Origin of the sequence: Legionella jamestowniensis (genome assembly GCF_001467745.1) — a bacterium.
GTDB lineage: Bacteria > Pseudomonadota > Gammaproteobacteria > Legionellales > Legionellaceae > Tatlockia > Tatlockia jamestowniensis.
In genome coordinates, this window is record NZ_LNYG01000013.1 from 215,809 (window position 1) to 227,061 (window position 11,253).

Here is an 11,253-nt window from a genome sequence, read left to right on the forward strand (position 1 = left end):
AAAATTAATGAAACATCATTGCCTTAATTGGTTTACAAGACAATAAGGGAGTGTACACATGAACAATCATAGTATAAGCCATCCCGGCAGCAACCCTTGCGGGTTGGATGGTTTTGCCTTTTTGGAATTTTCAGGCCCTGACAAATCTGTTTTACACCAACAGTTTAAAGAAATGGGTTTTCAACTCGTTGCCACCCATAAAGAGCAAGATATCGCTCTTTATCAGCAAGGGGCTATTCAGTTTATCGTTAATGCCGCAAAAGACTGTCAAGCTGAACGACATGCCACAACACATGGTGCGGGAGCCTGTGCCATGGGTTTTCGCGTTAAAAATGCTGAACAAGCCTACAAATATGCACTTGCACACGGTGCAGTTGCTTTTCAGGATTGTAAACATGCCGATCATGGTTTATTAGCTATCGATGCGATAGGTGGCAGTGTTATTTATTTTGTTGATGAGAATAATCATCCTTTTGCTGACCATTGGCAGCGCCAGCAAAATTCAAACCCCACTGATTGCGGCTTAACCTTTATCGATCATCTGACTCATAACGTCTATCGAGGCAATATGGACAAATGGGCCAGATTTTATGAAACCATTTTTAATTTCCATGAAATAAGATTCTTTAACATTAAAGGTCAGATGACAGGATTAATTAGCAGAGCTTTATCAAGCCCGTGTGGAAAAATCAAAATTCCTTTGAATGAATCGAAAGATGATGTATCACAAATTGAAGAATTTTTACACGAGTATCACGGTGAGGGTATTCAGCATATCGCTCTAAATACCGAGGATATTTATTACACGGTTAATACTTTAAGAAAAAATAATGTTAAATTTTTAGACGTACCTGATACTTACTATGAAATGATTGATCATCGTATCCCCTGGCATAAAGAGCCTTTGGCCAAATTACAACAAGAACGCATTTTAATTGATGGTGAACGCGAACCGAGCGCTGGCTTGTTATTGCAAATTTTTACTGAAAATATTTTTGGGCCAGTCTTTTTTGAAATTATCCAGCGCAAAGGTAATCAAGGATTCGGGGAAGGAAACTTCCAGGCTCTGTTTGAAGCCATCGAACGCGATCAAATTAAGCGTGGAACGTTACAAGAAACCCATTAAAGACTATCGTTAATCTGAAGGTGCGTATCACTTAAAACAAACCTTTCACACCTTCAGATAGTAAATAAATTATTAATTTACCCAACACGCTATCTATTAGGGGAAATAGCAATGAAACTTGCGAGTATGAAATCAGCGAACTGCAGAGATGGTGAGCTTTGTGTGGTAAATCAGCAATTAACGAAAGCTGTGAAAGTTCGACAAATCGCTGAAACATTACAACATGCCCTCGATCATTGGCAAGAAGTTGAAAATAAATTAAAAGAAGTTTATTTAGCTCTCAATGAGGAACAGATAAAAGAGAGCTTCCCCTTCGATGCCAAACAATTTACTTCTCCTCTGCCAAGGGCTTATCAATGGGCTGACGGGAGTGCCTATGTAAACCATGTGGAGTTGGTCCGTAAAGCACGTGGTGCTGAAATGCCAGCTGACTTTTGGACAGACCCCTTGATGTATCAAGGCGGCTCTGACAGCTTTTTAGGCCCCAGAGAACCTATTTTAGTTGCCGATGAAGCGTATGGCATTGACTTTGAAGCTGAAGTAGCCATTATTACTGACGATGTGCCTATGGCCATTACAAATAAACAGGCGACAAAGCATATAAAACTTATTTTATTGGTAAATGACGTTTCGCTACGCAATTTAATCCCTACGGAAATTGCCAAAGGTTTTGGTTTCTTCCAATCGAAACCGGCCAGCAGTTTTTCACCAGTAGCAGTAACACCAGATGAGTTAGGAGCATCGTGGGATGGAGAGCGAGTGCATTTACCGTTATTAAGTTATCTAAATGGCCAGTTATTTGGTCAACCTAATGCGGGGATAGACATGACCTTCTCTTTTCCGCAATTAATTGCCCATGCCGCAAAGACAAGATTTTTGACAGCAGGAACAATTATAGGTTCAGGAACCGTTTCAAATATTGATCGGAGCAAAGGATCTTCATGTATCGCGGAAAAACGCATGTTGGAGATTCTTGCTGACGGCAAACCTAAAACACCCTACATGGCTTATGGAGATACCATTCGCATAGAGATGCTTTCCCCACAAGGACAATCCTTGTTCGGTGCCATCGAACAAACTGTTACCCGCTATGAGGTCTAGCATGAAACTCTATGACTATTATCGCTCAACTGCCTCTTACCGTGTGCGTTTGGCGCTTAATATTAAAAATATTAGCTATGAAAAAATTCCTGTGCATCTAACTGGCCACAACGGTGAACAACACAGTTCCGAATACTTAACGATTAATCCGCAAGGATTAGTTCCCACCCTTGATGAAAATGGCCATATCCTTTCCCAATCATTGGCTATTATTGAATATTTAGATGAAATAAATCCTACGCCTCCTCTGCTACCCCCTACTCCTTTGGGTCGTGCTCAGGTCAGAAGTATGGCTTTAACCGTTGCTTGTGACATGCATCCCTTGAACAATTTGCGCGTTTTAACGCGTCTGAGGGATCAATTTCAGGCGAGCGAAGAACAAGTAATGGATTGGTACCATCATTGGTTAAAGTTGGGCTTTGATACGCTGGAAAGAAAATTACAATCACTACATCCCAAACATATGTACTGCTACGGAAGTGAACCTACATTGGCGGATATTTGTCTCATACCTCAGGTGTTTAATGCTTATCGCTTTGGTTTCTCTATGGAGGCCTACCCTTTAATCAATGACATCAATGCGCATTGTTTGACGTTAACAGCGTTTAAAGACGCAGCACCGCAAGAATAATGGACCAAACAAAGGCTTCATGCCCTTTGAGAAACATGGCATGAAGCCCTTTAACCCTTTAGAGCCCTGGGAAATCGCCCAGCTCTGGATAAAATCGATAAAAGCCTTTAGAAATTAATACAATACCCAGGATGGCCAAAATAGCTACAACAATATAATAGCCTGCTCCCAAATATACCCGTTTTGAAAAAGCCGCCATCGTATCTGGAATAGAAAGCCATAAAATTGATTTTATCAAAATTAACCAACCGACAATGGTAACAATTAACACATGCGGTTCAAGAATCCAAAAATTATGGGTCACAACAATGAGTAAGCCCACAGCTAACCCAAACGAAGCAGAAACCAATATGGTTCCATAGTCAGCGGTTAATGTGGCAAAGAATCGTCTATAGAAATTGACTCGCGCCAAAAGGACAATTGCCATAATGAGAAAATAAAATCCCAGGACTTGCGCGAACAAATAAGAATGAAAAAAAGTTGAAAACATGTTTGCTCCTTAAAGCTTGTCTTCATATTAATAGTATAGTACTACTATTCCCCTTACGATATTAAAACCAAGCCTTCGCAACCAATGCGGTTGAAACTCCTGAAGGTGTGCGTTGTAAAATACTCCATTCCGTCCTACAACGCTGGAGACGACCTAATAAAATGGCCTTTGTGTCACATTGATAATGTATAGGTAAATTATCATAAATACCACCCCCATCAACAGCCTGGCATTTTTCTCCTGTAATTAACTCAATAGCCCAGGGATATGTTTCTGCCATATTCAATGGCGCATGCTGGCTGTTATCAACGGCAGAAGACAAACTTATTTTTACACTTTCACCTTCCCACGGGGATTGAGGGCAAACTGCCTCTCTATGAGAACCATACGGTTTAACAAAACAAGGATCGTATACTTTACCTGCAGCAATACAACGCCAGGCATCTTCTCGTTTGATTCGTTGCGACTGCTGAAAACATTGGCCCGTCACTTCTTCCTTAATGACAACAGGAGCCTGTTGAACGGCTTCACCAAAGGGACGATAAAGCTTAAGTTCTGTATCTTGGGCAAACGCAGCATATGATGTCATCCCTATACCAAATAGTGCAATTATTATTCGCATTAACTCTCCTATGCTAATCCAGATTGCTATTAAACTTATTGTTTATGTAATACTGTAGCAGGGTTTCCTTACCGTTAAGAGATCTTTTAAAAAATTTGCAGGCATCAATACTCAAATTATGGAGAAATGAGTTCCCCATCCCAAATATCGTTATTTTTCGTAAACCTTATTGCTTCAGAAAAAGTAGTTGAACCTACCGTATAAAAAAGAAAGGTTTCAGGAGTAAAGCGGAATCCACAATAATCATCACTCATGGGTATATTTTTATTCGCAAAATACAACTCCAGTTCCCCTTTCCTTTCCTCCAATACCTTTAAACTCGTTATAGGCTGCCCAGAGGTTGGCGCATAAGCGGAAAAACGCAGTTGTCTTTCTCTTGGCAAGTTAATCCAATATTGCTCATTCTCTTCACGTGTGAGCAATTCTACAGCACCTTCCAAAACAATTTGTCGCTGCTGTATTGTCAAGAAAAAATTCATTGACGCAACAGGATTACTTAACAGATCAGCGACTTTTCTGGTTTTTCGTTGCGTAAAAAAAATGAAAGAACCGTTTTTAATTTCTCGTATAGCCACAACACGGCTGTGCGGGAATCCAGTGGGTGAAATCGTCGATAGAACTGTATTATTAACTTCCAATCCCAGTTCTTTCTCTTGATTAAACCATTCATTTAATTTATTAAAAGGCATGACATTTTCTTGTTTTAAAAATCGTAAGTATAAACTACTCTATCCGTGTTATATACAAGCTTGACATACTTTTCATGTTCTAGCCTATATACCTCAAGAGTAAACAAAGTAATATACCAAAATGTCAACGTTCCGCGCTTGTATGCGCGGAATTCAGCACTTGCTTTGAATAAGATCGTATGGATGTCGTGCATAAAGCACGGCAAGTAAGCAAAGAAGAGGCAACGATCGTCATGCGGCTTAACGCATTCTGAATGATGACAGCGGATATTTTTGCAGTTCTAGCCTATAGTCCTAAATAATACCCCAGCAAGGCATCGCAGCCTTATATTGAACTAGGGTTATTTAGTGTTATCATCGCATTTTATTTGCCCGCATTCATTTCAGATTGAAAGGGCCTTGTGACCGCTAAAAATAGTCGTTTTCCGGAGTACATATGATCGAGGTTTATACAATTAAACAATGTTTAGAAGGTGAAATCAGCGTCGATGAATCAGTCATTGTAAGAGGTTGGGTTAAAACAAGAAGAGATTCAAAAGCCGGTTTATCATTTATAACCTTACATGATGGCTCTTGCTTTGCGCCCATTCAAATTGTAGCTACCAATAAATTGCAAAATTACAACAACGAAGTAATAAAATTAAACGCAGGCTGCTCTATTATCGCCCAAGGAAAATTGGTCGTTTCCCAAGGCAAAGGCCAATCTTTTGAAATTCAAGCCGAGGCTATTGACGTAGTCGGTTGGGTTGAAAATCCTGACACCTATCCTATCCAAGCCAAACGTCACACACTCGAATTTCTAAGGGAAGTCGCTCATTTGCGCCCCCGTACTAATACCATCAGTGCAGTTACCCGTATTCGTCATTGCCTTGCACAGGCAATTCATCGCTTTTTCGATGAACGTGGCTTTTTTTGGGTACACACCCCCATTATAACCTCCAGTGATTGTGAAGGTGCGGGTGAAATGTTTCGCGTAAGCACGCTTGATCTTTTAAATTTACCCAAAACACCCCAAGGAGAAATTGACTTTTCCAAAGACTTCTTTGGCCGCGAAGCATTTCTCACTGTTTCTGGCCAGTTAAATGTTGAAGCCTATTGTTTGGCCATGTCTAAAGTATATACCTTTGGTCCCACTTTTAGGGCAGAAAACTCTAACACAAGCAGACATCTGGCGGAATTTTGGATGATAGAACCTGAAATTGCCTTTGCGAACCTTCAGGATATCTGTCAACTCAGTCAGGAAATGTTACGCTTTCTCTGCAAAACAGTGCTGGAAGAGCGGGCTGATGACATGGCTTTCTTTAATCAATTTGTAGCACCAGGCTGCATTGAGCGGTTAGAACATATTATTGAAACTGACTTTGAGGTTATGTCTTACACCGATGCTATTAGTGCACTCGAAAAAGCCGATCGTAATTTTGAATATCCGGTGAGCTGGGGGCTTGATTTACAATCTGAGCATGAACGTTATCTTGCAGAAGAACTGTGTAAAAAACCGGTTATCCTGACTGACTATCCTAAAGACATTAAAGGGTTTTATATGCGTCTGAATGACGATGGACGTACGGTAGCAGCCATGGATGTACTGGCTCCCGGAATAGGTGAAATTATTGGAGGTAGTCAACGCGAGGAGCGTTTGGAAATTTTGGACAAGCGCATTGACGAATGTAATCTGGATCGAAACTACTATCAGTGGTATCGCGATTTACGTCGTTATGGTTCTGTCCCGCATGCCGGTTTTGGCTTGGGCTTTGAGCGATTAATTAGTTATGTAACGGGGATTAACAACGTGCGTGATGTCATTCCATTCCCACGCACGCCTGGACATGCTGACTATTAATTATATAGCCAGGGTGATATCTCTTTGCTCTGGCTTTTCTCTTCTGCCCTCTTTCAATTTGCCATTGCCCAAGCTAAAGAAGCCTAAGGTAGTGGTTCCTTTCCCTTCTCCTAACGTGTTTTGCTGTAGTCTTTTTTCTGCCAACTTAACATTACTTATTGTTTTATTATTTATTTTTCTGATAACGACGTCGCTTTTTTTAATGGTCATATGTAATACCTCTTTGTTGTTATGATTTAGCCATAAACCATCAGCATTTTTTATTGTTTCAACAGAGTACAAAGTTTTTTCTTTAAAAGAAAGTTATATTTCGACCCTTGACATTTCGATATCCAATAAGGACATTCAGTGATGACAATCAATGAATCTGATGAGGTATTAATAGTAGGTTAAGGGGAAGATTCTGATCAATGATCAGAATCTTAAAAATTTTTAATGCCAATATTGGCGTTGAAAGTCTTTTACAGCGCGTTCAGCTTCTTGACGTGAATAGCCGTAATGTTTTTGGAGTTTGCCATAAATCTCTTCTTGATTACCTTCTAATTCCCTTAAATCATCATCGGTTAACCAACCCCAAAATTGCTTCATTTTACCTTTGGTTTCTTCCCATTTGCCTTCGAAAATGTCCCTATTCATAGCTATCTCCTATAAACAATGAATTTTTATCGACCTAATAGTGTGGTCGGACTCTAAGCATAGTAGACAAATTTAAATTTCGCAAAATGGACTTAGCTGGATAATAAACCATCTTGAATGGTAAAAATTTTATCCATTTTTTCTGCCAATTGAATATCGTGCGTCACAATAACTAAGGCTGTATTTAAGTTCACATTTAAACCTAACATAAGCTCAAATATTTTTAATGCCGTAGCGTGATCCAAATTTCCTGTTGGCTCATCCGCCAATACACATTGTGGTTGATGCACCAAGGCTCTTGCAATCGCAACACGTTGCCTTTCTCCCCCGGACAATTGAGAGGGTTTATGATGCAAACGTTGAGCAAGCCCTACTTGTTGTAAAATATTTTCCGCTTTGGTTTGGGCCCCGGCAATGGATTGCTCCCCCAAGACAAGGGGTATAGATACATTTTCCAGTGCGGTAAATTCGGGTAATAAATGATGAAATTGATAAACAAAACCTAACTGTCGATTACGGAGTTGGCAGCGCTTTTTTTCAGAGAGGCTTTGCCAATTAACACCATCTATTAGCACCTCCCCCGCTGTGGCTTTATCCAATCCACCCAGTAAATGCAACAAGGTACTTTTTCCAGAGCCTGAAGGGCCAATAATTGCTATACGTTCCCCCGGCTGGATAGCAAAATCAATTCCTCTCAGAACCTCAACTGAATTCGTCCCATCATGGTAGGATTTGCTCAGGTTTTGACATTTTAAAATCGAATTACTCATAATGTAAGGCCTCCGCAATAACCGTCTTTGAGGCTCGCCATGCCGGATAGATTGTCGCTAGGAAACTCATTAACAAGGCCATTGCACACACTTGCCATAGATCACTTATTAAAATTTTCGAGGGTAGATAATCCACGAAATAAATGTTGGATGATAAAATCTGCGTATTAAATAGTGATTGCAATTTATTGACTATTGTTGTGGCATTTGAAGCCAGTATTAAACCACCGATAAGCCCTAATAAAGTGCCTATAATCCCCACCATCATACCTTGAACAATAAATATCCAGAGAATTTTGGCAGGTGTTGCGCCAATTGTCCGCAAAATGGCAATTTCGGCTTGTTTGTCATTTACTACCATAACCAGCGAAGAAATAAGGTTAAAAGCTGCAACCGCAATAATTAGCAATAAAATAAGAAACATCATGGTCTTTTCCATTTTAACAGCCTGGAAAAATGCGCCAAATTGTTGAGTCCAGTTCCCAACATCATAGTTTTCACCTAATTTTGCAGCAAGCTTATCAGTCATGGCTGGAGCATTATAAATATTATCTATTTTCATCTTAAGGCCGGTTACATCCTTACCCAGCTGGATTAATTTCTGCGCGTCATTAAGATTAATAAAAGCGAGTTTGGTATCAAAATTAAATCCAGCCCCTGCCGAAAATACACCTACCACGGTAAAGCGTTTAAAGCGAGGAACCATGCCCGCGGGCGTCACTGTCGCTTGCGGGATCATTATTGTTACTTTATCCCCTAGCATTAAACCTAAATTATCAGCAAGCCCCCTACCGAGGATAATGCCAAAATCTTTCAGTTGGGCCAGATCACCTGCAAGCATTTTTTCATTAAGATGGGTGACGGTTTGTTCTTGCACAGGATCAACACCCGTTAAAACAATCGGTAATACTTGTCCTTCATGCGTTAATAAACCCTGCCCTCCTACATAAGGTGCAACTGCTTTAACGCCTGGCGTAGTTCTTAACTCTTTTTCAAGCGTTTGCCAATTAGTGATTCTGCCGTTTTTACCACTGACCGTAATTTCCGGCGCCATGCCAAAAAAACGCTTATGGATTTCCTCATCAAACCCATTCATCACCGACAGGACAGTAATCAGTACCATAACACCCAAGCCAATACCAAGCATGGAACTTAGCGATATAAAAGAGACAAAATGATTTTTCTTCTTGGCTCGCGTATAGCGTAACCCGATAAACAATGCCAGTGGCTTAAACATGAGTGGTCTATTTTTGCTAAATAGCCTTATTGTAGTGAAATTTAGCGGTGCATGATAGCCATAATGGCAAATCTCTTTATTTTGAAACTTCATCATCAGCTAATGCACACAGTTATCCACAGAATCTGTGGATAGTAAGTCGGTGTCGCGACATGTTTTGTTCACAAAATAATCGATAAATCCTAATCTAACACCTTAACGCCTGGCTAAAAACAGAGTGAACCCATCCATCTCAATCACGTCAATTGTATGCTCATTTTTTCGATAATATTTGCATTATTTGCTGCAATATTATTCACCACATCAACTTTTGGACGTACCTCGCCTGCAAGACAACGAGTCAGCTGCCTTAAATTGAATCCAAATACAGCAGCGTAACCCACGCTTTTGATGGTTTCATCAGATTTCATACGGCTTCTACCCAATTGACCGCTATGTCTCGCAAAAGGTCTGCCTATCCACCAATGTTTTTTGTCGGTATGCTGTAAATCAGGCAATACTAATTGTAGCATCTCATCCCAGGTGAATTTCTGAGCCAGCTTAATCAGGCGATGGTTGTTGTCGACTGTAATCATAATAGAGCCACCTGAAACCTGCTCATCAAAACCATTTACATCCAAAATCATTATTTACTCACATCCTCTTTATCGCACTGTTCTTTGTTTTGCCACCAATTTGGCACATCCCCCACTGAAAAACATCAGATTCCACCACTAGATGGATAAGTGCTTTTTGAGCATGCCTTTTCTTAGGCGATACGTCTGGTAATGACTTAAAATCCCAATATAAGAGTTGATAGAATATAAAAAGGCCATTTGCTCTTCTTTCGTGGGTTTATGGTCTTTGACAACCAAATTATGCCTTATGATGGCGTTATAAAAATTCCCTTTGATGCGACGACCGGCATGGATACAGTGTGGTTTTGAGCATCACTTCAAGAAACAGGACGCCACCAGCTGGTAACTGTCCTTGTAAGCCGGTAACTCTGTCTAGAAAGCCATTCACCAAAATCCAACTCATTCGTTTTTTAAAGAATTGAGGCAGCGAAACTGCCTCGAAAGAAAAGGGATAAAGGGGCTAAGGAGTAAAAGTCCGAACGCACCTAACCCGAAGACTGTTGTCCTTGCTTTCGCCGGCCTGGGAGCCATTTGAGAAGTTCTGGCGCCAGGCGAGGTTTGTAGGAATGCTGGAAGACTCGGTAGAACTCCAGTAGATGAAATTGGTAAAATTACCTAAATTATTCGTATGCAGCGTTATATATAAGTTGGGGTTGGTAGTGCCACAACCAGCATTAGAACCCATACCTACAAATCGTCCCAACTCGCAAATCGCTGGCATGAACCAGTCAGTAAAGCCCTGGTCATTCTTGTTTAGACAGGCTTGCGCTGCCGGATATTGGGGGGTTGCAAGGGCATTAGTATTGCTAAATCCATCTGTGATACTGTCCGCTGCTGTGTCATCGAATACTGTCGACCACTGAAGATTTGGCTCATCCGTCAATGCGGCCACTTTCCCACCGATACTTCCGGTATTGGAGGTGGAGTCATCAACAGAAAATAAAAACCCGCCTTGATAGATACAGCCGTATCCTAATATCAGGACATTGATATCTGTGGAAGGCGCATTATCAGCACTGACCGTGACAACAGTGGGCACGGGTTCAGTTCCTGGTGATGTGGTGCAGGCATTAGCACCGTTATCGGGGCTAGCCGTACTACCCGGGGTGATGGTAATGTCGCAGGTGGAGCCCGCATTGAGTGTACCCATACAGGTATTATTGGTTATTAAGGTGCCAGTTGGAAATCCGGAAGTACTGACCTGTACGTTGTTTGCGGATATTGAACCTGTATTTTCTATGCGGATGATGCGTGGATTGCCTGTCAATGCAGGGTCGGCTCCTGGGCTATTAATTGACAGCGCCAGGTTTTGACTGAGAGGAGACAGTGTTGCCTGGCCAAAGGTCACCGCTACGGTATGATTAGCCTGGATATTGTTCAGCTGAAAGGTAGTACCGCCATTTTGCACCACATTGCCATCCAGCAACCACTGATTGACCCCGAAACCGGTATTGGGTGTTGCCGTAAACGTCAGGCTGCTGCCAGCATTAACTC

Annotated in this window: 13 protein-coding genes; 4 read left to right on the forward strand and 9 right to left on the reverse strand. The window is 41.1% G+C overall.

Translation table 11 applies throughout. The features are described from left to right. Positions 1-58: 58 nt before the first annotated feature. The 3 genes from hppD to maiA all read left to right on the forward strand — a co-directional run bounded on the left by hppD (position 59) and on the right by maiA (position 2,858). A complete protein-coding gene (hppD, locus tag Ljam_RS05370; protein WP_058449102.1) occupies positions 59-1,126 on the forward strand; it encodes a 4-hydroxyphenylpyruvate dioxygenase in 1,068 nt (355 codons plus the stop codon). A gap of 111 nt (positions 1,127-1,237) precedes the next feature. After that, positions 1,238-2,227 (forward strand): fumarylacetoacetate hydrolase family protein, encoded by a 990-nt coding sequence (locus Ljam_RS05375; protein WP_058449103.1) that lies wholly within the window; start codon positions 1,238-1,240, stop codon positions 2,225-2,227. A 1-nt stretch (position 2,228) separates the two neighbouring features. After that, a complete protein-coding gene (maiA, locus tag Ljam_RS05380; protein WP_058449104.1) occupies positions 2,229-2,858 on the forward strand; it encodes a maleylacetoacetate isomerase in 630 nt (209 codons plus the stop codon). Between the two features lie 58 nt (positions 2,859-2,916). Here maiA and Ljam_RS05385 read toward each other — a convergent pair whose 3' ends face one another. From Ljam_RS05385 to Ljam_RS05395, 3 genes are all read right to left on the reverse strand, one after another. Beyond that, positions 2,917-3,348 (reverse strand): hypothetical protein, encoded by a 432-nt coding sequence (locus Ljam_RS05385; protein WP_058449105.1) that lies wholly within the window; start codon positions 3,346-3,348, stop codon positions 2,917-2,919. Between the two features lie 61 nt (positions 3,349-3,409). After that, positions 3,410-3,970, reverse strand: a complete 561-nt coding sequence (locus tag Ljam_RS05390) for a hypothetical protein (protein WP_058449106.1) — start codon at positions 3,968-3,970, stop codon at positions 3,410-3,412. Between the two features lie 116 nt (positions 3,971-4,086). Then, the gene (locus tag Ljam_RS05395; protein WP_058449107.1) at positions 4,087-4,659 is read right to left on the reverse strand and encodes a pyridoxine/pyridoxamine 5'-phosphate oxidase; all 573 of its coding nucleotides are present in this window, start codon (positions 4,657-4,659) and stop codon (positions 4,087-4,089) included. A 436-nt stretch (positions 4,660-5,095) separates the two neighbouring features. Between Ljam_RS05395 and asnS the strand changes: the two genes are divergently transcribed. Beyond that, positions 5,096-6,499 carry an asparagine--tRNA ligase gene (gene asnS / locus Ljam_RS05400; protein WP_058449108.1) on the forward strand — a complete coding sequence of 468 codons (1,404 nt, stop codon included), beginning with the start codon at positions 5,096-5,098 and terminating at the stop codon, positions 6,497-6,499. Here the strand turns inward: asnS and Ljam_RS05405 are convergent, their stop codons facing one another. The 6 genes from Ljam_RS05405 to Ljam_RS05430 form a co-directional block, all read right to left on the reverse strand. After that, positions 6,500-6,709, reverse strand: coding sequence for a hypothetical protein (locus tag Ljam_RS05405; RefSeq protein WP_131762521.1), 210 nt, complete (start codon positions 6,707-6,709; stop codon positions 6,500-6,502). It lies immediately after the preceding gene. Positions 6,710-6,931: 222 nt separating this feature from the next. After that, positions 6,932-7,135: a CsbD family protein gene (locus Ljam_RS05410; protein ID WP_058449110.1), complete on the reverse strand. Its 204-nt coding sequence runs from the start codon at positions 7,133-7,135 to the stop codon at positions 6,932-6,934. A gap of 92 nt (positions 7,136-7,227) precedes the next feature. Continuing rightward, positions 7,228-7,905, reverse strand: coding sequence for a lipoprotein-releasing ABC transporter ATP-binding protein LolD (gene lolD / locus Ljam_RS05415; RefSeq protein ID WP_058449111.1), 678 nt, complete (start codon positions 7,903-7,905; stop codon positions 7,228-7,230). Further along, the gene (locus Ljam_RS05420; RefSeq protein WP_058449112.1) at positions 7,898-9,142 is read right to left on the reverse strand and encodes a lipoprotein-releasing ABC transporter permease subunit; all 1,245 of its coding nucleotides are present in this window, start codon (positions 9,140-9,142) and stop codon (positions 7,898-7,900) included. The genes lolD and Ljam_RS05420 overlap by 8 nt, the downstream gene beginning before the upstream one ends. 236 nt (positions 9,143-9,378) lie before the next feature. Continuing rightward, positions 9,379-9,768, reverse strand: a complete 390-nt coding sequence (locus tag Ljam_RS15485) for a hypothetical protein (protein ID WP_058449113.1) — start codon at positions 9,766-9,768, stop codon at positions 9,379-9,381. Positions 9,769-10,219: 451 nt separating this feature from the next. After that, a partial coding sequence (locus Ljam_RS05430; protein WP_058450745.1) for an Lcl domain-containing protein occupies positions 10,220-11,253 on the reverse strand: 1,034 nt, incomplete at its 5' end.

Bases quoted from the DNA above. Each gene is read 5' to 3' on its own strand.
- hppD (WP_058449102.1), top strand. From the start codon at position 59: ATGAACAATCATAGTATAAGCCATCCCGGCAGCAACCCTTGCGGGTTG.
- Ljam_RS05375 (WP_058449103.1), top strand. From the start codon at position 1,238: ATGAAACTTGCGAGTATGAAATCAGCGAACTGCAGAGATGGTGAGCTT.
- maiA (WP_058449104.1), top strand. From the start codon at position 2,229: ATGAAACTCTATGACTATTATCGCTCAACTGCCTCTTACCGTGTGCGT.
- Ljam_RS05385 (WP_058449105.1), bottom strand. From the start codon at position 3,348: ATGTTTTCAACTTTTTTTCATTCTTATTTGTTCGCGCAAGTCCTGGGA.
- Ljam_RS05390 (WP_058449106.1), bottom strand. From the start codon at position 3,970: ATGCGAATAATAATTGCACTATTTGGTATAGGGATGACATCATATGCT.
- Ljam_RS05395 (WP_058449107.1), bottom strand. From the start codon at position 4,659: ATGCCTTTTAATAAATTAAATGAATGGTTTAATCAAGAGAAAGAACTG.
- asnS (WP_058449108.1), top strand. From the start codon at position 5,096: ATGATCGAGGTTTATACAATTAAACAATGTTTAGAAGGTGAAATCAGC.
- Ljam_RS05405 (WP_131762521.1), bottom strand. From the start codon at position 6,709: ATGACCATTAAAAAAAGCGACGTCGTTATCAGAAAAATAAATAATAAA.
- Ljam_RS05410 (WP_058449110.1), bottom strand. From the start codon at position 7,135: ATGAATAGGGACATTTTCGAAGGCAAATGGGAAGAAACCAAAGGTAAA.
- lolD (WP_058449111.1), bottom strand. From the start codon at position 7,905: ATGAGTAATTCGATTTTAAAATGTCAAAACCTGAGCAAATCCTACCAT.
- Ljam_RS05420 (WP_058449112.1), bottom strand. From the start codon at position 9,142: ATGTTTAAGCCACTGGCATTGTTTATCGGGTTACGCTATACGCGAGCC.
- Ljam_RS15485 (WP_058449113.1), bottom strand. From the start codon at position 9,768: ATGATTTTGGATGTAAATGGTTTTGATGAGCAGGTTTCAGGTGGCTCT.